This is a genomic window from Liquorilactobacillus sucicola DSM 21376 = JCM 15457 (assembly GCF_000612445.1).
Taxonomy (GTDB): Bacteria; Bacillota; Bacilli; order Lactobacillales; family Lactobacillaceae; genus Liquorilactobacillus; species Liquorilactobacillus sucicola.
Map to the genome: position 1 here is coordinate 170,465 of NZ_BALC01000002.1, position 25,376 is coordinate 195,840.

The 25,376-nt window shown below is 38.1% G+C and carries 25 protein-coding genes, 2 tRNA genes and 2 pseudogenes; 22 read left to right on the forward strand and 7 right to left on the reverse strand.

Features of this window, described 5'->3' with window-relative positions:
• Nucleotides 1-96 precede the first annotated feature (96 nt).
• The 17 genes and pseudogenes from dinB (at nt 97) to dltD (ending at nt 16,929) form a co-directional block, all read left to right on the forward strand.
• The gene (dinB, locus tag JCM15457_RS04030) at nt 97-1,179 is read left to right on the forward strand and encodes a DNA polymerase IV (RefSeq protein ID WP_034988326.1); all 1,083 of its coding nucleotides are present in this window, start codon (nt 97-99) and stop codon (nt 1,177-1,179) included.
• 70 nt (nt 1,180-1,249) lie between these two features.
• Nucleotides 1,250-1,933 carry a metal-dependent hydrolase gene (locus JCM15457_RS04035; RefSeq protein ID WP_034987899.1) on the forward strand — a complete coding sequence of 228 codons (684 nt, stop codon included), beginning with the start codon at nt 1,250-1,252 and terminating at the stop codon, nt 1,931-1,933.
• Between the two features lie 11 nt (nt 1,934-1,944).
• Nucleotides 1,945-2,916, forward strand: a complete 972-nt coding sequence (locus tag JCM15457_RS04040; protein ID WP_034987901.1) for a DHH family phosphoesterase — start codon at nt 1,945-1,947, stop codon at nt 2,914-2,916.
• Nucleotides 2,909-4,231, forward strand: a complete 1,323-nt coding sequence (locus JCM15457_RS04045; protein ID WP_034987903.1) for a DEAD/DEAH box helicase — start codon at nt 2,909-2,911, stop codon at nt 4,229-4,231. The genes JCM15457_RS04040 and JCM15457_RS04045 overlap by 8 nt, the downstream gene beginning before the upstream one ends.
• 288 nt (nt 4,232-4,519) lie before the next feature.
• Nucleotides 4,520-7,167, forward strand: a pseudogene (gene alaS, locus JCM15457_RS04050) (alanine--tRNA ligase).
• A gap of 294 nt (nt 7,168-7,461) precedes the next feature.
• Nucleotides 7,462-7,725, forward strand: coding sequence for an IreB family regulatory phosphoprotein (locus JCM15457_RS04055; protein ID WP_034987905.1), 264 nt, complete (start codon nt 7,462-7,464; stop codon nt 7,723-7,725).
• Nucleotides 7,722-8,162: a Holliday junction resolvase RuvX gene (gene ruvX / locus JCM15457_RS04060; protein ID WP_034987907.1), complete on the forward strand. Its 441-nt coding sequence runs from the start codon at nt 7,722-7,724 to the stop codon at nt 8,160-8,162. The genes JCM15457_RS04055 and ruvX overlap by 4 nt, the downstream gene beginning before the upstream one ends.
• A 15-nt stretch (nt 8,163-8,177) precedes the next feature.
• Nucleotides 8,178-8,465, forward strand: a complete 288-nt coding sequence (locus tag JCM15457_RS04065) for a DUF1292 domain-containing protein (protein WP_034987909.1) — start codon at nt 8,178-8,180, stop codon at nt 8,463-8,465.
• 160 nt (nt 8,466-8,625) lie between these two features.
• Nucleotides 8,626-8,880, forward strand: coding sequence for a cell division protein ZapA (gene zapA, locus JCM15457_RS04070; protein WP_034987910.1), 255 nt, complete (start codon nt 8,626-8,628; stop codon nt 8,878-8,880).
• Between the two features lie 8 nt (nt 8,881-8,888).
• A complete protein-coding gene (locus JCM15457_RS04075; RefSeq protein WP_034987912.1) occupies nt 8,889-9,431 on the forward strand; it encodes a CvpA family protein in 543 nt (180 codons plus the stop codon).
• Nucleotides 9,432-9,443: 12 nt separating this feature from the next.
• On the forward strand, nt 9,444-11,804 hold the full coding sequence (locus tag JCM15457_RS04080; protein WP_034987916.1) for an endonuclease MutS2: 2,361 nt from the start codon (nt 9,444-9,446) through the stop codon (nt 11,802-11,804).
• An 83-nt stretch (nt 11,805-11,887) separates the two neighbouring features.
• Nucleotides 11,888-12,196 (forward strand): thioredoxin, encoded by a 309-nt coding sequence (trxA, locus tag JCM15457_RS04085; RefSeq protein ID WP_034987918.1) that lies wholly within the window; start codon nt 11,888-11,890, stop codon nt 12,194-12,196.
• A 332-nt stretch (nt 12,197-12,528) separates the two neighbouring features.
• Nucleotides 12,529-12,678, forward strand: a complete 150-nt coding sequence (locus JCM15457_RS11885) for a teichoic acid D-Ala incorporation-associated protein DltX (protein ID WP_081778182.1) — start codon at nt 12,529-12,531, stop codon at nt 12,676-12,678.
• A 17-nt stretch (nt 12,679-12,695) separates the two neighbouring features.
• On the forward strand, nt 12,696-14,219 hold the full coding sequence (dltA, locus tag JCM15457_RS04090; protein WP_034987919.1) for a D-alanine--poly(phosphoribitol) ligase subunit DltA: 1,524 nt from the start codon (nt 12,696-12,698) through the stop codon (nt 14,217-14,219).
• Nucleotides 14,219-15,424 (forward strand): D-alanyl-lipoteichoic acid biosynthesis protein DltB, encoded by a 1,206-nt coding sequence (gene dltB, locus JCM15457_RS04095; RefSeq protein WP_034987922.1) that lies wholly within the window; start codon nt 14,219-14,221, stop codon nt 15,422-15,424. Before dltA ends, dltB begins: the two co-directional genes overlap by 1 nt.
• Nucleotides 15,425-15,445: 21 nt before the next feature.
• Nucleotides 15,446-15,676 (forward strand): D-alanine--poly(phosphoribitol) ligase subunit DltC, encoded by a 231-nt coding sequence (dltC, locus tag JCM15457_RS04100; protein ID WP_034987926.1) that lies wholly within the window; start codon nt 15,446-15,448, stop codon nt 15,674-15,676.
• Nucleotides 15,676-16,929 carry a D-alanyl-lipoteichoic acid biosynthesis protein DltD gene (dltD, locus tag JCM15457_RS04105; RefSeq protein ID WP_034987929.1) on the forward strand — a complete coding sequence of 418 codons (1,254 nt, stop codon included), beginning with the start codon at nt 15,676-15,678 and terminating at the stop codon, nt 16,927-16,929. The genes dltC and dltD overlap by 1 nt, the downstream gene beginning before the upstream one ends.
• Nucleotides 16,930-17,288: 359 nt before the next feature.
• On the opposite strand, the gene JCM15457_RS04110 is transcribed toward dltD, so the two are convergent.
• Nucleotides 17,289-17,801: a YslB family protein gene (locus tag JCM15457_RS04110; protein WP_034987932.1), complete on the reverse strand. Its 513-nt coding sequence runs from the start codon at nt 17,799-17,801 to the stop codon at nt 17,289-17,291.
• Nucleotides 17,802-17,972: 171 nt separating this feature from the next.
• On the opposite strand from JCM15457_RS04110, the gene JCM15457_RS04115 reads away from it, so the two are divergent.
• The 5 genes from JCM15457_RS04115 (at nt 17,973) to JCM15457_RS04140 (ending at nt 20,279) form a co-directional block, all read left to right on the forward strand.
• The gene (locus JCM15457_RS04115) at nt 17,973-18,569 is read left to right on the forward strand and encodes an XTP/dITP diphosphatase (protein WP_152537270.1); all 597 of its coding nucleotides are present in this window, start codon (nt 17,973-17,975) and stop codon (nt 18,567-18,569) included.
• Entirely contained in the window at nt 18,566-19,105 is a 540-nt protein-coding gene (locus JCM15457_RS04120) for a metallophosphoesterase (RefSeq protein WP_439645836.1), read from the forward strand. The genes JCM15457_RS04115 and JCM15457_RS04120 overlap by 4 nt, the downstream gene beginning before the upstream one ends.
• 258 nt (nt 19,106-19,363) lie before the next feature.
• Nucleotides 19,364-19,436: transfer RNA gene (locus JCM15457_RS04130), tRNA-Glu, on the forward strand.
• Between the two features lie 309 nt (nt 19,437-19,745).
• Entirely contained in the window at nt 19,746-20,039 is a 294-nt protein-coding gene (locus JCM15457_RS04135; protein WP_034987943.1) for a hypothetical protein, read from the forward strand.
• Between the two features lie 167 nt (nt 20,040-20,206).
• Nucleotides 20,207-20,279, forward strand: a tRNA-Gln gene (locus tag JCM15457_RS04140).
• A gap of 120 nt (nt 20,280-20,399) precedes the next feature.
• Here JCM15457_RS04140 and JCM15457_RS12335 read toward each other — a convergent pair.
• The 6 genes and pseudogenes from JCM15457_RS12335 to JCM15457_RS04160 all read right to left on the reverse strand — a co-directional run bounded on the left by JCM15457_RS12335 (nt 20,400) and on the right by JCM15457_RS04160 (nt 24,600).
• Nucleotides 20,400-21,359 (reverse strand): annotated as a pseudogene (locus JCM15457_RS12335) (ISL3 family transposase).
• Nucleotides 21,292-21,648: a transposase family protein gene (locus JCM15457_RS12035; RefSeq protein ID WP_152537273.1), complete on the reverse strand. Its 357-nt coding sequence runs from the start codon at nt 21,646-21,648 to the stop codon at nt 21,292-21,294. The pseudogene JCM15457_RS12335 and the gene JCM15457_RS12035 overlap by 68 nt, the downstream one beginning before the upstream one ends.
• A 301-nt stretch (nt 21,649-21,949) precedes the next feature.
• Nucleotides 21,950-22,594, reverse strand: a complete 645-nt coding sequence (locus tag JCM15457_RS04150) for a hypothetical protein (protein WP_034987947.1) — start codon at nt 22,592-22,594, stop codon at nt 21,950-21,952.
• 14 nt (nt 22,595-22,608) lie between these two features.
• Complete coding sequence (locus JCM15457_RS04155; protein ID WP_051993281.1) at nt 22,609-22,959, reverse strand: hypothetical protein; 351 nt, start codon at nt 22,957-22,959, stop codon at nt 22,609-22,611.
• The gene (locus JCM15457_RS11630) at nt 22,952-23,728 is read right to left on the reverse strand and encodes an AbiH family protein (protein WP_051993282.1); all 777 of its coding nucleotides are present in this window, start codon (nt 23,726-23,728) and stop codon (nt 22,952-22,954) included. Before JCM15457_RS11630 ends, JCM15457_RS04155 begins: the two co-directional genes overlap by 8 nt.
• The gene (locus JCM15457_RS04160; RefSeq protein ID WP_034987950.1) at nt 23,728-24,600 is read right to left on the reverse strand and encodes a DUF8370 family protein; all 873 of its coding nucleotides are present in this window, start codon (nt 24,598-24,600) and stop codon (nt 23,728-23,730) included. Before JCM15457_RS04160 ends, JCM15457_RS11630 begins: the two co-directional genes overlap by 1 nt.
• Nucleotides 24,601-25,376: the final 776 nt, after the last annotated feature.

Here is a 25,376-nt window from a genome sequence, read left to right on the forward strand (position 1 = left end):
AGTCTTTTTTGGTGGAATAAAACATTTGAAAACGAACTAACGTTCTGCTATGATTTAAATATCAAAAACGGATGCTAGGTGGTAATAGGGGTGAAGTTGAAGCGAAAAATCGTGCATGTTGATATGGATGCTTTTTATGCATCAATTGAGATGCGAGATCACAGACAATATCGCGATAAGCCACTTGTCATTGCGCGTGACCCGCGGCATACGGCCGGAAGAGGTGTGGTCGCGACGGCTAATTATGCGGCGCGTCGTTTTGGCATACACTCGGCTATGAGCGCACAAGAAGCGTATGAACTATGCCATCAAGCGATTTTTGTAAAACCTGATTTTGTTAAATATAGGCGTATATCAAAAGAGATCCATGCTATTTTTCATGAGTATACCGACAAAGTCGAACCAATTGCTTTTGATGAGGCTTATCTGGATGTGACTGAAAATAAGAAAGAAGTAAGTTCAGCTTTACATGTGGCACGGCTCATTCAACAAGAAATTTTTGCCAAAACAAAGCTGACGTGTTCCACGGGAGTTTCGTATAACAAGTTTTTAGCGAAATTGGCATCTGATTACCATAAACCAGCAGGAATGACACTGGTCCTGCCTGAAGAGGTGAATTCATTCTTGGCTGATTTACCGATTGAAAAATTTCGAGGTGTAGGCAAGAAAACGGCACCTAAGATGCACCAGTTAGGAATAGAAACAGGAGCTGATCTTCTCGAATGGAGTGAAGTAGATTTAATTTCGAAGTTTGGAAAAATGGGGCAGATTCTTTATCAGAGAGTTCGCGGGATCGATGAACGTCCAGTTGAATGGAAAAGAAAACGAAAGTCAATTGGATTTGAAAGAACGCTCAATCAGCCTTTGAAGAGTTCCGTTGAGGTAGATGATATGCTGGATTTTTTGGCTGAAAAGCTGACAGAAGCAGTACAACAAAAGCAAAAACACGGGAAGACGCTAGTTTTGAAATTAAGAAATAGTCAATTTGAAACAGTGACTAAGAGAATGACCTTTGATGACTACTTGACAAATGATAAGAAGAACTTTGCCTTTTGGGGCAGACAGTTATTTGATCAGATGCAACCTAATGAGGTAGATGTCCGTCTTTTAGGAATGACGTTGACCAATATTGACGAACTAAGATTTGAAAACATTAAATTGCCATTATGGAAAGAGTAGCGGTTTTGTAATTAGCGGTTTTTATAGGTATACTTGTATTGTAAGTCAGCTAATGTAGGAGGTGCAGTTGATGAAAATAATTTGGCACGGCCATTCAGTGATTGAAATTATCACGGCAGATAAAACAGATATTTTAATTGATCCGTTTATCACGGATAATCCGTTAACTGATTTGAAAGTTGAAGAATGTCAGCCAGACTTTATATTAGTAACACATGCTCATTTTGACCATGTAGGGGATACTGTTGAGATCGCACAGCGAACAGGGGCAACAATAGTTGCTGTCACTGATTTAGCAGGATACTTTGAAGAAAAAGGGCTAAAAGCTTATGGCATCAATTTTGGCGGATCTTTGAAAACCAATTTTGGTTCAATCAAGCTAGTTCCGGCATGGCATACTGCAGCGTTGCCTCAAAAAGGATCTGACCCGCGGACACTCGGTGTCGCTGCCGGGTTCGAATTGCATGTTGACGGAAAGGTTTTGTACGATGCTGGAGATACGGCATTATTTTCAGACATGCAACTGCTTAACGGTGGAAATGGTGTTGATCTGGCTTTCTTGCCAATCGGAGATTATTATACAATGGGACCAGATGATGCCATTCGAGCTGCATCGTTTGTTAAGGCAAAGCGTGTTTTGCCGATCCATTACAACACTTTTCCACAGATAAAGCAGGATGTTGCAGCCTATCTTGCCAAGTTAGCACCCGGAGTCGGAATAAAAACTAGTGTGGGAAAAATTTTTGAAATTTAAGGAGAACTAGGATGTCGATAGAAACAAGTATTCTTGAGCAGATTAAGGAGAATGAAACTATTATCATTCACCGCCACCAACGCCCTGATCCTGATGCGTATGGATCACAATGCGGACTTGCGGCGATTATTAGGGCAAACTTTCCAAGTAAAAAGGTTTATCAAGTGGGCGAAAATGTACATGGCCTCGCTTGGATAGCTGAACCGGAAAAAATTGAAGATGACGTCTACAAGGATGCACTTGTAATCGTTACTGATACCGCCAATCAACCGCGAGTAGATGATAAGCGTTATACGAAGGGAAGGTATCTGATCAAGATAGATCATCATCCTAACGAAGATCCCTACGGAGATATTTGCTGGGTCAATACAAAAGCCTCGAGCTGTTCTGAGATGATTATGGACTTGGTAAATGCGCTTGGAGGTGAACTGACTGTTCCTGATGATGCTGCACGAATGTTATATGCAGGAATTATTGGCGATACAGGAAGATTTATGTATGATGCTACTACCCCACATACGATGCGTATTGCTGGTCAGTTGATGGAACATGATTTTGAACCTGCAAAGGTCAATCAGAAATTAGATAGCATTGCTTTGCCAGTAGCACGGTTGGCAGCTTACGTCTATGAGAATATGACGATTACGGAAAATGGAGCGGCATATATCGTATTAACCAGAGAAGTGATGGCAAAATTTGCGATAAAAGATGCAAGTACTGCTCCAATCGTACCTTTACTGGGTAAAATAATCGGAGTCAAGTGTTGGACAATTCTTGTGCAGCAAAAGGATGGATCCTTCCGGTTGCGCATTCGTTCAAAGGGACCTGTTATTAATGAACTTGCTAAAGAGTATGCAGGAGGAGGGCATCCGTTAGCAAGCGGGGCCTTTATGCCTGATGCAGAGAAAATACCAGAATATATTAAGAAGCTGGATGCCGTAGCTGCTAGTTACGAGGATCATACAGGAGAAACTAATGATTAATTCATTTAAAGAATTTGGTTTTCAGCCTTTTCTTGAAAAGGCGTTAGATAAAATCCATTTTACAGAACCAACTGAAGTTCAAAAAAGATTGATACCACTGATAATGAAAAATCAGAGTGTTGTGGGTCAGTCCCAGACAGGAAGCGGGAAAACACATACTTTCCTGTTGCCGATATTGAATGCAATCAAAGTGGACAATGAGAGTGTTCAGGCAGTCATTACAACACCAAGCCGTGAACTTGCATATCAGATCTATGAAGCCGCAAAGCAATTGGGTGACCAAGAAGACCATCCGCTAATGATTCATAACTATGTAGGAGGAACGGATAAACAGCGACAAATTGAAAAGCTGCATCATCATCAACCTCAAGTGGTGATCGGCACACCAGGACGAATTCTAGATCTAGTCAAAAGTAATGATTTGGATATTCACAATGCACATTACATGGTAGTAGATGAAGCTGATATGACTTTGGATCTGGGATTTTTGAAGGATGTTGATGCAATCGCATCGACCTTACCAAAGGATTTGCAGATGCTAGTCTTTTCTGCAACTATTCCTGCCAAACTTAAACCATTTCTGCGCAAGTACATGCAGGATCCAGTCATTGAAGTTATTGAAAATAAGAATATTATCAGCCCGACGATCCACAACTGGTTACTTTCAACCAAGGGGCGGAATCGAAATGAGATAATCTACAAATTGTTGACGATTGGACAGCCATATATGGCATTGGTTTTTACCAATACTAAAACACGTGCTGATGAATTGACAGACTTTCTGCGTGCCCAAGGGTTAAAGGTAGCTAAAATTCATGGTGGAATTCCACCTCGACAGCGTAAGCGTGTTATGCGTGAAGTTCAGAATCTAACATATCAGTTTGTGGTAGCAACTGATTTGGCGGCTAGAGGTATTGATATTGAGGGCGTGTCGCATGTCATTAATGATGATCTGCCTGATGATCTGGAATTCTTCATTCATCGAGTGGGTCGAACTGGGCGTAATGGGATGTCGGGCACTGCGGTGACGCTCTATAGTCCGAATGATGATGAAAAAATCTCTGAACTCGAAAAAATGGGAATAAAATTTCAACCTAAGGTTTTGAAGAACGATGAGATCGTTGATTCATATGATCGTGACCGACGGCAAAAACGTAAGGTCAAGAAAGAACAACTTGATATTAATTTGATTGGTTTGGTGAAAAAGGAACGTAAGAAACGTAAACCTGGATATAAAAATAAAATCAAAAAAGCAATCAGACGTAAAGAACAACAGGAACGAAAAATCTCACGTAGGCAAAAGAAACGTGACTAATAGCTGTTCGTACGATTGACATTTTAATTTTTTTTGGCTATACTTTGAGAGAATTCAGGATATGCTTGGTGGGTGCGTCATTTAAAGAGAGGATCCGATTGGTGCAAGGATCAGTGACATCCATTCAAGTGCTCCCTGTAAAGATAGAAAAAACGTCACTCAACGTTATCGAGCTTAAAGAGGTAAACGACAACATCGTTGCAAGTAAGGTGGTACCGCGCAGAAAGCGTCCTTACTCGCAGCGGTGTTTTTATGTTCATTAAGAAGAGAAAGGGTGTAATTTTAAGAATGAAAGAGCTGTCAAGTTCACAAATCAGACAAATGTATTTGGAGTTTTTTAAAGAAAAAGGGCATGATATTATGCCAAGTGCATCACTGATTCCACATGATGATCCAACTTTGCTGTGGATCAACTCCGGAGTTGCAACAATGAAGAAATTTTTCGACGGGAGTGTTGTACCGAAGAACCCGCGTATTACCAGTTCACAGAAGAGTATACGAACGAATGATATTGAAAACGTTGGGCATACAGCTCGTCACCATACGCTATTTGAAATGTTGGGAAACTTTTCTGTCGGTGATTATTTCAAGAAGGAAGCCATCACATGGGCGTGGGAATTATTGACAAGTCCTAAATGGTTTGCGATGGATAAAGAACGTTTGTATGTCACGGTCTATCCTAAAGACACCGAAGCTAAACGTATTTGGCATGAAGTTGCTGGTGTATCCCAAGATCATATCTATGAAGTTGAAGACAACTTTTGGGATATCGGACAAGGGCCTAGCGGACCTGACTCAGAAATTTTTTATGATCGGGGGCAGGACTTCAATGACCTACCCGAAGATGATCCAGAAAACTATCCTGGCGGTGAAAATGAGCGTTATCTCGAGATCTGGAATATTGTCTTTTCTGAATTTAATCATAAACCCGATGGAACCTACGAGCCGCTTCCACATAAAAATATTGATACCGGCATGGGTTTAGAACGTGTAGTTTCAGTTTTTCAGAACGCACCAACTAACTTTGAAACTGATCTTTTCTTGCCACTTATTAAACAGACAGAAAAGTACAGTGCTGACAAAAAATACGGTCAGTCAAAAGAAAGCGATGTTTCCTTCAAGGTTATCGCAGATCACATTAGGGCAGTTACATTCGCAATTGGTGATGGGGCGATTCCGTCTAATGAAGGCAGAGGTTATGTTATTCGTCGCTTGATCAGAAGAGCTGTTATGCACGGTCAAAAACTAGGAATAGAGCATGCATTCTTGTATGAATTGGTACCTGTTGTTGGCAAAATTATGCAGTCGCATTACCCTGAAGTACTCGAACAAGCAGACTACATTGCCAAGGTTGTGCGTAGCGAGGAAGATCGTTTTAACGAGACTTTGAAAGATGGACTTGAGCTTCTTAATGAGATGATTGTGGAAGCTAAGAAACAATCAAGTAAAGAACTGTCGGGTAAGACAGCATTTAAGTTATATGATACCTATGGGTTCCCAATCGAATTAACGAAAGAGTACGCAGATGATCAGGGAATGTCGATTGATCAAGCTGGTTTTGATCAGGAAATGAAGCAGCAAAAGGAACGAGCTCGTGCAGCGCGAAGCAATGCTAAATCAATGGGAGTTCAAAAGGGGCTCTTAACAGATATCAAAACAAAAAGCAGTTATGTTGGATATGATCGCCTGAAGGTTGAAGGGACTTTAAAAGATATCATCGTGGAGGACAAACTCGTTGAAAAGGTCGAGAACGGTTCTGCACAATTGATCTTTGACCAGACACCATTTTATGCTGAAATGGGTGGTCAAGTTGCTGATACTGGAAGTATAAAAGATACTGAAGGTAAAACAGTTGCTGTAGTAACGGATGTGCAGCATGCTCCAAATGGCCAGAATATGCACACTGTTAAGGTTTTGCATCCGCTAACTAAAGAAAAAGTGTATGTTCTCCAAGTGGATAAAGCCTTACATGATAAAACACGCAAAAATCACACGGCAACTCATCTGCTTGATCAAGCCCTGCGTGATGTTTTAGGATCACATACGCATCAGGCTGGTTCCTTAGTGGAGCCTAATTATCTGCGCTTTGACTTTACCAATCTCGGCTCTGTGACAAGGGAAGACTTACTGAAGATTGAAAGAATCGTCAACGAAAAAATCTGGCGAACATTCCAGTCAGGACGATTGAAACTGACTTTGATTCAGCCAAAAAACTCGGCGCAATTGCACTTTTCACTGAAAAATACGGTGATATTGTCCGAGTTGTAAAAATCGACAACTACTCGATTGAATTGTGCGGTGGGAATCATGTTGATAATACTAGCGAGCTTGGGTTGTTCAAGATCACATCTGAATCCGGTGTAGGTGCAGGCGTCAGACGAATTGAAGCCGTGACCTCAAAGGAGGCATATGAATTTCTCGAAAAACGTAATCAGCTCCTTGAAAGTATCAGCGAACAGATGAAAATTGTACAGCTAAAAGAAATACCACACAAATTGGAGCAATATCAAGCTCAGATTAAGGATTTAGAACAACAAAAACAAGCGCTTGAAGATAAGTTTGCACAACAACAAGCAGACTCAGTCTTTAAGCAAGTTGAGGAAATCAAGGGCAAGACTTTGATCAAGGCACAAGTCAAGGTTTCGGGAATGGCACAGTTGCGTCAGTTAGCTGACCAGTGGAAAACCAAAAAGTATTCAGACGTATTAGTGCTCGCCACAGCAACTAAAGACGGAAAGGTCAATTTGATTGCCGCAGCAAGTGCATCAGCAGTCAAAGCAGGTTTGAAGGCTGGAGATTTGATCAAAACCATTGCTCCGTCAGTTGGCGGCGGTGGCGGTGGCCGTCCAGATTTGGCACAGGCTGGTGGGAAAACCCCCGCTGGGATTGCAGATGCTTTGAAGGCTGCCAGTGAATGGCTCGAACAAAAAGCATAAGAATAATTTCGCTTTTTCAATTTTAAATAGCGTATTTTAAAGGGATCAGGTCAAGCTTTGCATTTTGACCTGATCCTTTATTTAAGCTGAGTTATCATAATTAGATTCGGACTATGTTATGCTTATAACTTACAATTTTAAAAATTAACGTTTGTTGCTGTATTCTATCCATTAGCCAACTTTCATTTGACAGTTGTGTTACGGAAAGGTTACAAGCATGTGTTTTGATTGTGACGAGCTTTTTTCTCTAGTAGAATGATACTAGGAGTTGTTATGCATGCGGAGGTGCTTGCGATGAGTTCATTAGATAAGACAATGTATTTTGATTTCGAAGACGGGCGTCGAAAAGGCGTACATGAAACCTTAGACACTGTGTATAAGGCATTGGAGGAAAAGGGGTATAATCCGATAAACCAGATTGTGGGATATTTATTATCTGGAGATCCGGCCTATATTCCTCGTTTGAATGATGCACGTAACTTAATTCGAAAACACGAACGCGATGAAATAGTTGAGGAATTGGTTCGATCATACCTTGACAAGGGGGAAATCAAGTGACGCGCTTAATGGGCTTGGATGTTGGCTCCAAAACAGTTGGTGTTGCCGTTAGCGATCCATTGGGATGGACGGCTCAAGGTATCGAGATTGTCGCGATAAATGAAGAAAAGAAAGAATTCGGCATTGAACGTGTCAAAGAACTGGTCAAGAAATATGAAGTTACTGGTTTTGTTCTCGGTTTACCAAAGAATATGAACAATACTTCAGGTCCAAGGGTTGAGGCTTCTCATAATTATGGTTCCTTGCTTGAAGAAACTTTTGGTTTGCCGGTAGATTATCAGGATGAACGGCTGACAACAGTTGAGGCTGAAAGAATGCTGGTGGAACAAGCGGACACGTCGCGAAAAAAGCGAAAAAAGGTCATTGATAAGTTGGCGGCTGGCTTGATCTTACAGAACTATTTGGATCGCAAAGGGCCCTTGCTCAGTGATAACTAGAAATGAGGAATATCCATGGACGAAAAAGACAATTTAATAACGCTCGTAGACGAGAATGGGAATGAAACGTTATACAGAATTTTGTTCACTTTTGAATCTGATGATTATGGGAAATCATATATCTTGTTAATTCCCGCTGATTCGCAGCCGGAAGAGCAAGTAGATGTGCTTGCCTTCTCATTTGATCCAGATGAAAATGGCGAAGCGAATGATGCTGAGTTGCATGATATTGAAAGCGACGAGGAATGGGATATGGTCGAAGGAGTGCTTGACACTTTCCTGAATGATGAAAAGATGCAGTAACTGCTTTTTTGGAAACTGATGTAACGATAGAGTCTATCTTTATAAGACTCTATTTTTTTTCACACAGAAGATTTGCTGGACGAGGCAAACATTAGTTTTGTCGCTTCTCTATTTATGCTAAAATTAGTTAGTGCATTCTGAATTGAAGGAGGTCAATAAAATGTCTGAGGGAAAAAGACGTTTTAAAGCCCATATAGACGGTAAAGACTATATTATCATTGGGGAGAGTAGTACCGAACATATGGAGACCGTTGTAAAATTAGTAGACCAGCAGCTTCAGGAAATCAATAAGTTGCTGCCGAATCTGAGCAAGGAAAGGGCAGCGATCCTGTTAGCGATTAATGCTGTGTCCGATCAGATATATAAACAAGAGGAATTGGATAGATTAGAACAGCAGACGGATGACAACAAGTAGGTGAAAACATGCTTATATCTTTGCTAATAATTATAGTATTGTTTTTTTCATATATCAGAGGGGCTAGACGTGGCTTTTTTTTAACGTTAATGAATTTTGTTGGAATTATTGCCTTGTTTATAATTGCAAATATATATGCTGATACAGTGAGCTTTTGGATTGAGAAGACCGTTGCATTTTTCACGGGAAAAACATCTTGGAGTGCAGCTCAAGGTGCTGCATTTACCGGTAGTACCTTATTTTATCACGGGCTTGCATACTGGCTGATCATTATTGTCGGAGGAATTATTTTCAGTTCGGTCGCACGTAAGTTAAATTTGATAACCCGTTTACCCGTTATCAGCCAGCTTAATGCAATAGCTGGTGGGATATTGTCATTAGTGATATCCTACTTGCTTATTTTTGCCACTCTGTTGATTTTAGCTGGCTGGCCGGCAGAAAACGTTAACCGCAGTGTGAAACAGTCATCACTGGCAATGTTTATTTTGAAGGAAACTCCAGTTATTTCACAAAACCTATACCAAAATTATTTACAGCAGCCAAACGAATAGGGGGGTGCGAAAGTGAATACGAAAGCATTAGATGTTCTGGAATACAATAAAGTAATTAAAAAATTGTTTCAATTCATTGTTACTCCGATGGGTGAAAAAAAAGTGCGCTCATTACAGCCAAGCAATGATCTGAGTACAATTCAAAAAGCTTTGGCTCAAACCAAAGACGGTGCTGATATTTTGCGACTTAAAGGGGGGATTCCGCTCCCTAAACTGCATAATATTAAGCCTTATTTGAAAAGATTGGATATTGGTGCAGCGCTAAATGGCAAGGAACTTGCGGCTATTGGTCGTGTTTTGCGTGCAACAAATGAAGTCAGACGTTTTTTTATTACTCTGGACGACGAAAAAGTTGAACTAGAAGAACTTTATGGACTAACAGACGATCTGCAGGTTTTACCGGAAATAAATAAACGACTTCTTACAGCTGTCGAAACTGATGGTCATGTTACTGACGAAGCATCCAGTGTTTTGCGTAATATTCGCAAAGCAATTGCAACGACGGAGAATCAGCTGCGTGACCGTTTGTCAGACTTCATTCATGGTAATTCTGCAAAATATTTAAGTGACGCAGTGATAACGATCAGAAATGATCGTTATGTTATTCCTGTCAGGCAAGAATATCGCAACCATTTTGGCGGCGTTGTCCATGATCAGAGCTCGTCGGGGCAAACCTTGTTCGTCGAACCAAAAGCAATCGTTGAATTGAACAATCGACTAAAGCAACAGCAGGCACAAGAAAAAGAAGAGATTCAGCGTATACTACAAGAACTCTCAGAGTTGATCGCACCCTATACAGCAGAGTTGGAAAACAACGCTGATATTTTAGGGACTTTTGACTTTGTCAATGCTAAAAGCAAATATGCAGCTGCCATCAAAGCAACAGAACCGCAGTTGTCGGTTCAAAATGATATCTACTTAAGACAGGTTTGGCATCCATTGTTGAAAATGGAAGAAGCTGTCCGTAATGATATCATGCTGGGCAAGGATTATCAGGCAATTGTTATTACTGGTCCAAATACAGGTGGGAAGACGATAACGCTTAAGACCTTAGGCCTTATTCAGATGATGGGGCAAGCGGGCCTGTTCATTCCAGCTTTTGAAGGCAGTCGAATAGGGATTTTTAATGAGATATTTGCAGACATTGGCGATGAACAATCTATTGAACAGAATCTTAGTACTTTTTCATCGCATATGACCAATATTGTTTCTATTCTTGAAAAGATCGATGAACACTCGCTAGTGCTGTTCGATGAGCTGGGAGCCGGAACAGATCCGCAAGAAGGCGCAGCTTTGGCAATTGCTATTTTAGATGCAGTCGGTGCTAAAGGCAGTTATGTTTTAGCAACGACTCATTATCCTGAACTGAAAGCGTATGGCTTTGATCGTCCGCAAACTATCAATGCCAGCATGGAATTCGATGTTGATACGCTGCAGCCGACCTACCGTTTGCTAATCGGTATTCCCGGAAGGAGCAACGCGCTAGATATTTCGCAAAGGCTTGGTCTGGATAAGCAGATAATCAACCAGGCACGTCAGTTGACACGCAGTGACAGTCAGGACTTGAATAATATGATTCAAGATTTGGTTCAGAAACGACGTATGGCTGAAGAAGAGCATATTAGTTTGCAGCAGAATTTGCGTGATGCAGAGAAATTGCATGCAGATTTAGAAAAAGAGTACCAAAAATTCGACAGCAAGCGGGATGACCTGCTTGAAAAAGCCAAGATAAAAGCCAACAGTATTGTGGAAACTGCCACCCAAGAGTCGGATAAACTAATTGGTGAGTTGCGACAGATGAGATTGAATGCTGGTAGTCAGGTTAAGGAAAATGAATTGATCGATGCAAAAACAAAAATGAATCAATTGCATCAACCAACTAACTTACGCAAGAACAAGGTTTTGCAAAGGGCCAAACGACAGCAAGAATTTCATTCCAACGATGATGTCATGGTGAAATCTTACGGACAGCAGGGGGTTTTACTGCAAAAACTCAGTAAAAACGAGTGGGAGGTCCAGCTAGGAATTCTCAAGATGCGGATCAGCGAAAATGACCTTGAAAAAATACGGGTTAAGGACAATAAGACAAAAGGCACGCGGTCAACGCTGAAAACAGCAAGGCAATCGCATGTGTCGCCCCGCCTTGATTTACGTGGGCAGCGTTATGAAGAAGCATTGACTAATGTTGACCGTTATATGGATGCTGCTATTCTAGCCGGGTATGCCTCAGTAACGATCGTTCACGGCAAAGGGACCGGCGCTTTGCGTCAGGGAATTACCGATTATCTGACGCAAAATCGAAGTGTCAAAAGTTTCAAGTTTGCACCGCCGAATGCTGGTGGAAATGGTGCAACGGTTGTTTATTTTAAATAAGAAATGTTAGGCAGATAAGTTGTTTTTTTGGCTCTTTCTGTTATGATTTACTTACAAAAAGAAAGCTAGGGAGGAATTTTGAAATGAAAGAATTAACAGATAAGACATTTGATAATGAAACAAGTGCAGGTGTGACTTTAACTGATTTCTGGGCTACATGGTGTGGCCCGTGCCGGATGCAGTCCCCGGTTATTGAACAGCTTGATGAAGAATTAGGCGACAAAGTATCTTTCAGTAAGGTCGATGTTGACCAGAATACTGCCGTAGCAAGTAAATTCGGTATTATGAGCATCCCAACTCTGCTTATCAAGAAGGATGGCGAAGTTGTTGATACTTTAGTAGGCTACCATCCTAAAGAACAGATTCAAGCAAAATTAGAGCAGTATATCTAAACTTTATTAGATTGATTTAATGAATAGCTGGCCTTCCTAATGCGAATGCTGCCTGAGCGCTATGGGCGTAGTTTTGGCACAATTTGCGTTGGAAGGCTTTTTGTGTTGCAATTGTTCTTAAAAGTATTGACTAATTCAACAGACAAATATTATTAAGTTTCTTAAATTTTGCTGCGACAATCTTTATAAAGTTTTATGAAAATTATGGTTGTAAATATTTCATTTTCGTGACATTCTAGATAATAGGCAATTTGTTAGCCGGCTATTCGTCGCGCAATTAGGGATAAGCTTAAACATCTAAAAAAGACAGATGATGTTGGGAGGCATAACTTATGAACAAGAAACAGGCCCCTCTGATCAAAAATGAAGTTTTGCGTTTTGTTTTACGAACAGCGCTGTATTTTGTGATCATGTTAATTTTGGTCTATCTGTATAATTACAGTGGAATCAATGGGCCGCATTTTATTTACAACGAGTTTTAATCAGGGAGAGATAACGAATGAAAAAGAATATCATTGAAAAAATTGATGAGTATGCTGCGACTGACCCTAGTCGCGTCGCATATGAATACTTAGGGAAGGCTAACACTTACCAAGAATTAAAAGAGTATTCAGATGCACTAGCAGCTTATATCGATTCAATGGGATTGGCTGAAAAAACACCGATCATTGTTTATGGTGGACAAACTTTTGAAATGGTAGCTGCCTTTTTAGGGGTAGTCAAAGCGGGACATGCCTACATACCGGTCGACACAAATTCTCCAGGAGAACGATTGACGATAATCAATCAAATAGCTAAGCCGGCAGCATGTATCGCAGTTGAAGAGCTGCCTCTGGCTATGCCGGGGTTACCACTCATCGACCCCACGGAGCTGGAGAGTATTTTTGGCAAACATGTCCAAGGAACTTCCAAGGAGAAATGGATCGCTGGTGACGACACTTTTTATATAATCTTCACTTCTGGAACAACGGGTGTTCCGAAGGGAGTCCAAATCAGTCATGACAATTTGGTGAGTTTCCTAGATTGGATGCAGAATGATTTTGGAATCAGTAATAGACAGAGTTTCTTATCACAGCCGCCATATTCCTTTGATTTATCGGTAATGGATTTGTATCCAGCTTTGACACGCGGTGGCAGATTAGTCGCGTTACCGAAATCAGTTACTGACAATTTCAAAGAACTTTTTGCTGAGTTGCCTAAACTTGCTTTGAATGTCTGGGTTTCAACACCCTCATTCATGGATATCTGCTTATTGGAACCAAGTTTCAATGAACAGAATTATCCGAGTTTGTCACACTTCCTTTTTTGTGGGGAAGAGCTGACGCACAAGACAGCGGCAACATTGAATACACGTTTTCCGCACGCACATGTTTTTAATACATACGGACCAACGGAAACAACGGTTGCTGTCAGTCAAGTCGAGATCACCAAGCAGGTCTTAGATGATTACAAACGACTGCCTATCGGGATTGCGAAGACGGATACCTCGATCCGAGTAGTAGATGACCAACTGCAGGATGTTCAGAAAGGGCAGGATGGTGAGATTATTATCAGTGGCCCAAGTGTATCCAAGGGATATTTGAACAATGCCGAGAAAACAAAGCAGGCTTTTGTTAAGCTACATGGACAGACGGCTTATCGAACCGGTGATTTGGGCCAGTTAGATAGTGCAGGGCAGTTACTTTATAAGGGGCGGATTGATTTTCAGATCAAGCTGCATGGTTTTCGAATTGAGTTGGAGGAGGTTGATCATCACTTGGACCAAGTTTCTCTGATATCACAAGCAACAACGGTACCTAAATATGGTAAAGATCATAAAGTAAATCAATTGATCGCTTATGTTGCGGCCAAAAAGAATGATTTTAAAAGCAATTTTGAGTTGACGAAAGCAATCAAAGAAGAGTTAAAAAATCTGATGATGCCATATATGATGCCACAAAGATTTGTGTATCTTGATGCTCTACCACTAACACCTAATGGTAAAGTCGACCGTAAGCGTCTGATTAAAGAGGTCAACGGATAATGCCGAATATGCAGCCGTATCAAAATCCAACGTATTTTTTAATCTTAGGTGTAGCACTATTGCCGATTATGATCGGAATGTTGTTTGGAAAAAAATTACATTGGTATCAAACGTTGATCTCTTTTGCCTTCTTGCTTCTGACCTTTGGCGGTCCAAAATGGGAGCAAGGAATTGCATTGATCTGTTATATTGTTTTTGAGGTTTGTTTAATCGGAATATATCATGCGTACCGGCAAAAGAAAAATGCCACGTGGATCTTTTACCTAGCAGTTATTTTAGCGATAATCCCACTGGTGATCGTAAAGATCACACCGGCACTTGAACATGGACGGGCGTCTTTTATCGGTTTTCTAGGTATAAGCTACCTAACGTTTAAGGTAGTTCAAATAATAATGGAGATACGCGATGGGATCATTAAGGAGTTCAAGCCTTGGTTGGTACTCCAGTTTTTACTATTTTTCCCAACGATTTCCTCGGGGCCTATAGACCGATATCGACGTTTTGTTAAGGATTATAATAAGTCGGTTGTGCGCGAGAAATACTTGGAACTACTCGACAAGGGTGTTTGGTATATATTCTTAGGTTTCTTATATAAGTTTATCTTAGCGTACTATTTCGGTTCAAGACTTGAACCAGTTGTTTCACGGTTAGCAGTTAGTCATGGTGGTATATCTTGGTGGCTCGTAGCGTATATGTATGTGTACTCGATGGACCTATTCTTCGATTTTGCCGGATATAGTTTATTCGCAGTTGGTGTAAGTTATATTATGGGAATTGAAACGCCGATGAACTTCAACCGACCGTTCAAGGCACATAACATCAAAGACTTCTGGAACAGGTGGCATATGACATTGTCGTTTTGGTTCCGTGATTATATCTATATGCGGTTAGTATTTTTTATTATGAAGAATAAACTGATAAAAAGTCGAATAACGATTGCAAATGTGGGGTATTTTACATTGTTCCTGATCATGGGATTCTGGCATGGATTGACATGGTATTATATTGTTTATGGTCTCTTCCACGCATGTGCTATTATATTATGCGATGCATGGCTTCGCTTCAAGAAGAAGCACCAAGCACATATTCCAAGTAATAAATTCACTGAGGCACTTGCAATCTTTGTAACGTTTAATACAGTTTGCTTTAGCTTTTTGATTTTCTCGGGATTTTTAAATGTATTATTTTTCCACGGTACAAATTAATATAAAAGGGGATATTTAAAAATGAAGGATCAAGTTATTGAAATTTTAGAAAATTTAACAGGAAGCGATGAAGTCGGCAAAGATTTAGATGTTAATCTGTTTGAGTCGGGCCTGCTTGATTCAATGGGAACAGTGCAGCTTTTGTTAGAACTACAATCTCAATGTGGCATTGATGTTCCTGTGTCTGAGTTTGAACGTAGTGAATGGGATACGCCTAATAAAATAATTGCGAAAGTTGAAAATATGCAGTAATGAATGTTTTCAAAAAACTATTTCAAATTTTTGGGCCTATAGCTCTTGCGGCACTTATATTGTTTGTTTTTCTCATCTCCCCGTTCGGTGTCAAAAAAATATCGCAAACAACGATCCAAAAAGCAGCTCTTTCACAGTCGCCTAATATCTTTAAGGGATCAGCGGTGAAAGAAGCAGCCATGTCGCAGAACTATGTTCCATTCTTTGGATCATCAGAACTGTCCCGTATGGATGCCTTACACCCGTCGGTCTTAGCGCAAAAATACCAACGTAACTATCGTCCGTTTCTCTTAGGATCGCCTGGAACACAGTCACTTACTCATTATTGGGGGATGCAAGGCATAAGTAAACAGCTTACAAATAAAAAAGCTGTTTTTATCATTTCTCCGCAATGGTTTGTGAAAAAGGGGATCGATCCCAATGCTTTCAGTTTTTATTATTCCAATCTGCAAACGGTCGAATGGCTGCGTCATGCTCGTGACACGCGAATGGATCGGTATGCAGCCTCGCGTTTACTGAACATGCCGTCCGCACGTTCGTCAGAGACGTTGGAACGATGCATTTTAAGAGTTGCGGCGGGACAAAAACTAACTTCGAATGAAAAAACATATTTGGATTTGAAATACAATATGTTGAAGCATGAGGATCAGATGTTTTCAATGCTGATGTTGAAAGACAGAAGGTCCTTGATTGAAGAGGGCGAAAAGCAGCTGCCCGACGAATACAATGTTGCAAAACTAAGCCAAGTTGCAGAAAACTTAGGACACAAGAATACGACCAATAATCGTTTCAATGTTGATAATAATTTTTGGAACAAAAGGTTAAAGAAGAATTATCAAAAACTAAGGAACGAACAGAGCAATTTTAGCTACCTTAAGTCCGTTGAGTACTCCGACTTCCAACTTGTCTTGAATCAGTTTGCAAAACAACATACCGACGTACTCTTCATTATCCCGCCGATTAATCAAAAGTGGGCTGATTATACTGGTTTATCGATGAACATGATACATCAGTTCAATCATAAGATTAAACATCAATTGAACTCGCAAGGATTCGATAACGTTGTTGATTTGAGTGATGATGGTGCTTCACCATATTTTATGCAGGATACGATCCATTTAGGTTGGAAAGGCTGGCTTAAGGTGGATCAGCATGTTAATCCATTTTTGAGTCAGAAACAAAGAACTCCTGTTTATAAAATAAATAACTATTTCTACACGAAGAGTTGGCAGCAAAGAGAAAATATTAACTAGGCGAACAGATAAATTTTGTGGTACATTAGTTCAAAAGTCTTAAGCTAAATCAAAAAGAGATTGGGTCAAAAGATACAATTGATCCGATCTCTTTTTGTTGTTTTCAGGGGGATTGTAAAAAATATTCGCCTTACTGGTTAGTCATGGCGAGGATGTATTGTATGGGCACGACTTGCAACACGTACTTCGCTATAATCCAAGAAGTGGAATGTGCCCCATGAAACGTGTCTATGTGGAATATAAGAAGAGGAGGCAGGTTATAATTGAGGAATACTTTAAAAGCTAATTTTTGGTTGATTCAGCTCTTGATCTTAGTATGTTTTTTAAGCTTCATAAATGTGTTCCATCAAATTCTTCGTCTATTCCTTATTACTTTTTTCAGTCAATTCAGTTAAATGAAGCGGGTCCTGTTCTGGAATAAGATTAGGATCTATTTTATCGTTGCGGTCCAACTGATTAAGGAACGTTACAACATTTTTACGCTTATCAATATCTTTAATAATCGTTTCAGAAATAAAGCCATTTTGATTTTGAATCGTTTCAGCAATGAAACCTGCTTCGAGTAAGAAGTCTGCTTGGGGATTATTTGTAAGACGCTGTTTTACGATCGTCCCTTCCAATTTGAAGATTTGCTGTTTCTTATCACTTTTTGTTTTTTGCAGTTTGCCCCAGTTTGCCTGCTGGAAAAACAAAGGAAGATCCTCTTCAGCAGCTAAGAGAAATTCGCGTGCTAGTTTTTTTCCAGACCAGTACAAAATATTAGCGTTATCGCCGATCAAGTCCGGCAGTAAGTAATCTCGGATAAGTGCGTATCCAAATAGTGCGGTTTGTTTGTTGCTGTCCATCAATTCGTGGAATAGTTTGGCATCCATGGTTAGTCTCCTCTGTTAAAATCTATCTTCAATTATACCTTGCTGATTTTTAAAACAAAGACTAAAATCATATTTTTCATCAATTTGAATAAATTTGCTGTGCTGGAAAGAAATGTGAAAATGTATTATATTTGTAAAAGTAGTTAAATGCTTTTTAGTGGAGGCAAGCTTGTGACAACAATTTTGATAGCAACAAAAAATGAAGGTAAGGCAAAAGAATTCAGGGCCTTTTTTGAACCTAGGGGTTTCAAAGTCAAAACATTGAATGAGATGGAACAGGTACCGGAAATTATTGAAAATGGACAAACATTCGAGGAGAATGCACTTCTTAAAGCAGAGACATTGACAAATAAATTAAAAATGACAGTACTGGCGGACGATTCAGGTTTAATGGTCGATGCGTTGAATGGTGCTCCTGGTATTTTTTCAGCGCGCTATGCGGGGGACCATGATGATGCTGCTAACAAGGTTAAACTGCTGCATGAATTAAAGGGAGTACCGACAGATAAGAGAACAGCTACCTTCCACACCTCATTGGTAGTGACAAGCATTGCTAGAAAACCGCTTATCGTCGAAGGTAATGTGAAAGGCTTTATCTTGGAAAAAGAACGGGGAACAGATGGTTTTGGCTATGATCCACTATTCTATCTACCAAGTTTGAAAAAAACTTTTGCTGAGCTGACACCCGCTGAAAAAAATAAGGTCAGCCATCGTGGTAAGGCTGTTAGGGCTTTGAGCGTGAACTTTGATGATTGGTGGGAGAAATGATGAGTGAAGAGAAGACGAAGATATTGGTAGTCAGTGATAATCATGGTGACCATAAAATATTGGATAAGTTGATTGCAAAATATGACGGGGTGGTCGATGCAATGTTTCACTGCGGTGACTCGGAATTGGAACCTGATGATAAAATTTTTGAGCATTTTGCAGTGGTCACGGGCAATTGTGACTATGATCCTGAATTCGCAGAGTATCTGGTACAGGATATAAACGGTACGCGTGTGCTATTAACGCATGGTCATTTGCTGGGTGTCAATTTAGGCTTGGCACGCCTGAGCCTTTTTGCGCAAGAGAAGCAGGCACAGATTGCTTTATTTGGGCATACACATCGCTTAGGAGTCGAATACATTAATGGGTGTCTCTACCTTAATCCAGGCAGTATTAGCTTCCCACGGGGAAAATACAGCCAACTAGGCGGAACATATGCGATTATTGGCATAACGCCTGCACAATTTGAGGTCAGTTACTATAATCGTGCTTTTGAAAAGGTTCCTGAGCTTCAGTTCGTTTTCACTAGGAATTAAAAGTTTAAGGCAAAGGAAGATGAAAGTGCAAAACGAATTAAAGCAGCTTTATATTAAATTATTAAAATGGAGTGTGACAGTTTTAATTTTGTTTGTATCAAAACAGATTTTGGGTTACAATTGGCTGGACTTAGTAGTTATTGCAGGATGCATCTATTGCCTTTTTATCTTTGCGGTCTGTATTTATCTGCAATACAAGATTTTAAAAAAATAGTCTTGACAGTTACTGTGGATAATGTATAATTATAAGAGTAATTTTGCCCGTTGGTCAAATTGGTTAAGACGTCGCCCTCTCAAGGCGGAGTTACGGGTTCGATCCCCGTACGGGTGATAATAGTATCTCTTTTTAATAATAGGAGATGGGCCAAAACTTGGTTTTGGCCCATCTTTATTGCTATTGTGAGGCTTTTTAGCAACAGTAGCGAGCATAATAAACTCGGAGTGAAGAAGCTTGATTTTTTATTTCAGAAGGTTTTTACACGCAAAAAAACATTGTGGCGCAGCTGTGAGGCATGCTGAGTTTTAAGAAAAAAGTGCAGATTAAATAAATTGATACTATAGTTTAAACTGCTATAATTGAATATGAAGTCGGTCGTTGGGCTTTATACGATAAATGAGTGGTTAGTAAAGGAGGAGTGACATGCTGAGAAAAACTAAAAACTTTTTACAGGCAAACAACATAAACTATAAAAAAGAGCACGTCAATCCACTGATTGTTCCGGAAAGAGTTTATGTTCTAAAATTCGGGAAGACAAAACTTAACAATCGTTTTATCGTTGAGCACACATATACTTGGACAGGTAGGATTAAGATAAACAAGATTTCTCTGCGTTTACACGGGCAACAGAGCCCGCGTGAGTTTCCAAATGAAACAGAGCTGTTGCACTACCTGAAGAGGAACATCAAGCGTTATACAGCTGATGTCAAAGAATAATAGCCAAAGACAAAAGAGCTGGAGCAACATCAAAGATGACCTGCCCCAGCTCTTGTCTGTCTAACGTAATCCAGCGCTAAAATGGATTACAGGTATCTGAGCAGATATTTTTTAGAAATTCTATTGACAAAAAAGCCAAAATCTATTATTATGAAATAGTTGATTTTTGGGCATTCGCCAAATTGGTAAGGCAGCGGACTCTGAATCCGCAATTTACTGGTTCGAGCCCAGTATGCCCAATGATGTCACTTAATTGACCGTTAATCGAGGTTAACTCCTTGATTAGCGGTCTTTTTATTTTTTGAGTCTCTGTCAAACTATATTGGTGGAACCATGAAGTCATCTGAATAGAGGGCTTCTTTATTTTACAATTAAAAGAATTCTGGCATAAAAATGATTCATAGTTTTAAATCCATAACAGATGCGTTTAAGTGCTTTGATTTTACGATTGATTCCTTCGATAGATCCATTGGAAAGCGATGATTCACAGCTATTTGAAATATATTTTAAATTCTTTTTCAGGGTTGTAATTGAAGTATCCATTGGGGATTGCTGTTTTTTGTAATTAGTTAGAACTCGATTGAGTTTTTGGAAATTTTGTTTTTTAATTGCTTCTTGTATTTGGTGAGCTATTTCATATAGCATATTTAAGTTTTGAACTAGTAGTAAGCCCTAAATCAATCAGGTTTTGTTGCGTCATATATTCGTTAAGGCCTCTGAAATATTGTGTTTTTGAACAATTGCTTTTTCAGTGTCTTTATGAAACAAACGCCAATTGATTTTTAAAGCTTTGTAAACGCGATTATGCTTATCGCCTTGTCGCTTTAAAAGCGTAACTCGAAGTTGATCAAACGCCTGATGTACCAATTGAACAATGTGAAAACGCTCAATAATGATTTCAGCATTCGGGAAAAGGCGTCTGCTGAAAAATTGATAATTGACATTCAAATCAATGACAACTGATTTAACGGCTGAACGCTCAGCAAGAGAGTAACGATTCTCAAAGTAAGCGCAAATACTTTTAGACAAGCGATTATCAAGAATTGAGACCAAATTATGATTTTTAGCATCGATGGCAATAAATGAATATGATTTGGCAACAGATTTGAACTCATCAAAACAAAGATGTTCAGGAAGAGCAGCAACACGCCGAGGTCTTTGAAAATTACGATATAAGATTCGTGCAACTGAACTAGGTGAAAGACCAACTATCTTGGCAATCGTGACGCTGGTAAGTGATTGTTTGGCTAATTTAAAGACAGCAGAATTGAGTCCGGTTGTAAGAGTGATTTTTTTCAACAATTGGAGTATGGGCTCCACAAGTTATTTGACAAGATTTACAAAAATAACGTTGTTTTCGAAGATACATCAAAATCATTGGACCATTAAGCGTTGTTAAACGAAGCTTGGTTAAGGTGATGCCATTTTTTATTAATGATTCAAAGCCACAGTTAAGGCAGTGGAAAAGCTGATAACTAAGACGAGCATGGACAACTTTAAAATGAAAGACAATGCCTTTTTTAGTGGGTTTAAGGTCTTCAACTTTAGAAAATTTGATATTTGGGTCTTTTATTTCAAGTAATTGTGCGATAAAATTCGATTGGGACATGGTTTATCCTTCTTTCGATTGGGTTTGGTCACTTAAATCGTAACATAGGATGCCATGTCCTTTAACGTATAAAACAAAAAACTGATGTTGATTTTATGTTTCACCAATATCAGAAAGTATAGACCCGATTATTCTAGAGAATCTTTTTTGTGTGCAAACAAATAGATCCTCTAGTTAAAGAGAGTCCATGAGTGATGTGGATTGTTCAAGTCCACTTTATGATGTGAAATACTATAAGTATCACCATTTCTAACTAGATGATATCATTTTCTGATTATTTAAGTCCAATATGTAATAGTCGTTAAACACCTTTTAGCTTTTCTGAAACATTTTTTGTAAAACCAAGTTTATTCAAAAGTTGTTGATAACTTTTAAAATAATTCTTTTCGTTTATTAAGGTGCCATCATCTGTTCTCATCCAAAAGTTTCCTCTTGAGTCTTTAAAAAGCATAATGACACCGTAGTTTACACCATTAAGGCTTGAGGAATATTGTAGATTATTTGGATAGAAATTATATATTTCTTTTTCAGGAGGAACTATATCTAGAAACCATTTGTATGAGTCACCATATTTTTTTATTTCCTGAATTTTACTGTTATTGTATTTTTGAGAAACTTTTTTATTACCATTAAAATTTCTTTTTACAACAATTAAGTAAACATTGTAGATAGGTTGAGAAGAAGAATTGATAGCTTGTACAAGAAAATTCATGTTACCATTAGGAGTTTTTTTATGTTGATTAATCCATGAAGAAACATCTGTAGCTTGTGCAGATAAAGATGCATTTTGCTTACTTTTAAACTCACTTTGTGTTATTTTTAACTGCTTATTTGTGCAAGAAAGTGATTTATGGTTAAAATAAATTGTTACACCAAGAGCAATAATGGTGATAGCTGTAGTAATATAAAAAGGAATCCAGTCGGATTTGGAATTATTTTTTGTCACAATTTGTCTCCCCTCTAAAATTCATTACTTTTAAGATGCTTAATCTGTAGTCTGTTTTCTAGCATTAATTTTGTCATTAAATTTTTTCCATGAGCACCTGTTAAAGATTTTTCCCCATATATGGAAAGTAGTTTTTGAATTTGGTGTTCATATGTAATCATTTCTTCTGAATTTTCTTCATGAAAGTTACCATAATAGAAAACAAGAGTTACATCACTATCATAGATATTAAGATAATCAAAGACAGATTGAAAGTAAGCATAGTCAGCAACGGCTAATGAATGACCAAAAAACTTTATATATTTAATACCCTTATCAAGAAAATCGAATGCTTGTGATTGATTTTCAGTTAAAGAGTTATGCATAATTTTCGACTCTTTGGTAAATTGGTGATGTAGATGGAATAGTAGATGAGTCTAATCCAAATATGATGTTTTTGTCGTCAGTAGTACCATGAATATTTCTAGTGAATTCATTATAATCTCCAAGTACAGAATAGTTAAAAGTTAGAATTTTCTTATTAGAAGTACGAGTTACATCCATTGAATTTAGTAACTCAATATATTTGTAAGGAGAAGCAGTAGTTGTGTCTAAGTCTAAATAGTCTGTAAAAAGTTCTTCAAATTGATTCAATTGGTTAAGTAGAAATGTATAAATAGAAAGTTCAGATGAACTGACTTCAAAAATAATAGATTTTTTTTCAATATTTGTATCACTTAAATCATATTCCACTGATTTTTTAATACTTTTAATTATTAATGCTAGTCTTTTATTTTTCTCAAAAAAATTCAAATATTCAAGTATAGTTAAATCTACCTTTTGGATATGTTTTTCATTCTGAATTAGTACTTGTCTAATATTACTTTCAATATTTCTCCATTCAGGGTTGTCAGGAAGTTTTATTAATTGAAAGTAGTATACCCAAACATTAACAGTTTTATTATCAAGAAGAGAATCACCAATTGACTTATTCACTTGGTATAAAGTGGTATTGTTCTCATATTCTGTATATTTTGGGAATTTTGATATTTTATCATTATTGTCAAGCCAACCGAAAAACTCATTATATGAGTTTTTTTGACCTAGAGCTAAATCAAAGCCATTACCTAATATTACAAGTCGTTCTTTCACCATCAGCTCTTCCCCTTGTTATCCTTAGTAAGTTTTTCACAAAATTTTAAAAATAAATCAGGATTTGTTTTGGTTAAGGATATATCTATTTCTTTACTTGTCATACCAGGGTACATACCTTTTACAATTTTCTTTAGTTCTTTTTGATTAGCTTTAAATTTAGGGTCATTTTTCAACAAATCAGCTCGTATTTTATCAAAAATTACAGATTGAAGATATTTTACTGAACTACCTTGATGGGAAGAAACAGCAATTTTTTTGGGGAAGAGAACAATTCTCTCACCGTCAATTTCAAAATATTTTACAACGATTTTTTCCCACGAATGTTTTTTTTCATTCCAAGAAAATCTATCAGCTTTATGGGGGAGCATTTTTTGACCATAGACTTTTAAAATTTTCTCTGTATAATCTGAAAGTTCTGCATAGATTATATTTGTGATTAAATCGGAATAGCTGTCTGGTCCGAAGTCTAACACGAATATATTAAAAACTAGTGAGGTAGATAAAATAACATTTTTATCCAGCTTAACTATTTTTTCAATATCACTAATTGTATTCATTGCTTCGACTAGAGCATCAAATTTTGGACCATGACCATTTACTTTATTTTTTGATTCTCCAAGATGAGTATCATTTACTTCATGTATATTCTTTAACAGTTCTAATATTTCGTTCTCTCTATTATCGTCATGAAGTTCTAGTAATGTTTTAAAAAAATCCCCAATTTTTTTAGAAGCTAAGTCATGATTAAAATATTTATTATTAGAAAAAACAATTTTGGTTGGGTCAAGATAGCGCTTAGTATCTGTTGCTGTTTCAATATTGAAACAATTGAGAGACTTTGTATCTACATCAAAGTAGTTTGAAATTTTCAATAAGATTCCTTCTTTCTTTTTTATGAAATTATATTTGAGATAAATTGAATGTAATATTTTTAATGCTTTTTTAGTATACACCCAGTTTTAAATTTGTCAAGAAAAAATACAATATATAGCATCTTATTTTTACTATGTATACAATATATAGTATTATGCACTTATTAAATTATATAATTTGAGACATAAATTACTGCTACTTTTAAGATTGCTATATCTTTAATTCATTTATACGTATTTTATTCATGGATATTTATGGTAGAGTAGTTAGGTTAACAATATTTCATGGCATAATAAAAAAACTGCTACTCGATTGAGTAACAGCCACTTGCCGCCAGAAGATTTTGAACGTTGTTAGTGTTTTGTTAGTGTTCAAAAGATACTCACAAGGTAAAAGATTGATATAACAGCTATTTAGTGGCTGTTTGTGATTGGAACCGCGAGCCAGTATGCCCAATGATGTCACTTAATTGACCGTTAATCGAGGTTAACTCCTTGATTAGCGGTCTTTTTCATTTTTTTTAAATAAAATATAGCCACTAACAAGAGCTCTTTGTCAACCGCTGTTGATGAGAAGACTTTATGCAGATGCTCTATAGACTTATCTAAATGCAATAGTATCAGAGTTAAGGTTAAAGCTAAATGTAGAAATATGTTTAGATGTTAATTCTGTAATTATCAATCAACGATAACTGATTTAATTGCTCTAGGTACAGGTAAAAATCAAATATTATCTTCACAAGATAGTATCAAGATTTTGCAGAACAAAAATGTTT

Excerpts from the sequence above, each read along its gene's own strand:
- JCM15457_RS04035 (WP_034987899.1), top strand. The coding sequence starts at position 1,250 with ATGAAAATAATTTGGCACGGCCATTCAGTGATTGAAATTATCACGGCA.
- JCM15457_RS04040 (WP_034987901.1), top strand. The coding sequence starts at position 1,945 with ATGTCGATAGAAACAAGTATTCTTGAGCAGATTAAGGAGAATGAAACT.
- JCM15457_RS04045 (WP_034987903.1), top strand. The coding sequence starts at position 2,909 with ATGATTAATTCATTTAAAGAATTTGGTTTTCAGCCTTTTCTTGAAAAG.
- JCM15457_RS04055 (WP_034987905.1), top strand. The coding sequence starts at position 7,462 with ATGAGTTCATTAGATAAGACAATGTATTTTGATTTCGAAGACGGGCGT.
- JCM15457_RS04065 (WP_034987909.1), top strand. The coding sequence starts at position 8,178 with ATGGACGAAAAAGACAATTTAATAACGCTCGTAGACGAGAATGGGAAT.
- zapA (WP_034987910.1), top strand. The coding sequence starts at position 8,626 with ATGTCTGAGGGAAAAAGACGTTTTAAAGCCCATATAGACGGTAAAGAC.
- JCM15457_RS04075 (WP_034987912.1), top strand. The coding sequence starts at position 8,889 with ATGCTTATATCTTTGCTAATAATTATAGTATTGTTTTTTTCATATATC.
- trxA (WP_034987918.1), top strand. The coding sequence starts at position 11,888 with ATGAAAGAATTAACAGATAAGACATTTGATAATGAAACAAGTGCAGGT.
- JCM15457_RS11885 (WP_081778182.1), top strand. The coding sequence starts at position 12,529 with ATGAACAAGAAACAGGCCCCTCTGATCAAAAATGAAGTTTTGCGTTTT.
- dltA (WP_034987919.1), top strand. The coding sequence starts at position 12,696 with ATGAAAAAGAATATCATTGAAAAAATTGATGAGTATGCTGCGACTGAC.
- dltB (WP_034987922.1), top strand. The coding sequence starts at position 14,219 with ATGCCGAATATGCAGCCGTATCAAAATCCAACGTATTTTTTAATCTTA.
- dltC (WP_034987926.1), top strand. The coding sequence starts at position 15,446 with ATGAAGGATCAAGTTATTGAAATTTTAGAAAATTTAACAGGAAGCGAT.
- dltD (WP_034987929.1), top strand. The coding sequence starts at position 15,676 with ATGAATGTTTTCAAAAAACTATTTCAAATTTTTGGGCCTATAGCTCTT.
- JCM15457_RS04110 (WP_034987932.1), bottom strand. The coding sequence starts at position 17,801 with ATGGATGCCAAACTATTCCACGAATTGATGGACAGCAACAAACAAACC.
- JCM15457_RS04120 (WP_439645836.1), top strand. The coding sequence starts at position 18,566 with ATGATGAGTGAAGAGAAGACGAAGATATTGGTAGTCAGTGATAATCAT.
- JCM15457_RS04135 (WP_034987943.1), top strand. The coding sequence starts at position 19,746 with ATGCTGAGAAAAACTAAAAACTTTTTACAGGCAAACAACATAAACTAT.
- JCM15457_RS12035 (WP_152537273.1), bottom strand. The coding sequence starts at position 21,648 with ATGTCCCAATCGAATTTTATCGCACAATTACTTGAAATAAAAGACCCA.
- JCM15457_RS04155 (WP_051993281.1), bottom strand. The coding sequence starts at position 22,959 with ATGCATAACTCTTTAACTGAAAATCAATCACAAGCATTCGATTTTCTT.
- JCM15457_RS11630 (WP_051993282.1), bottom strand. The coding sequence starts at position 23,728 with ATGGTGAAAGAACGACTTGTAATATTAGGTAATGGCTTTGATTTAGCT.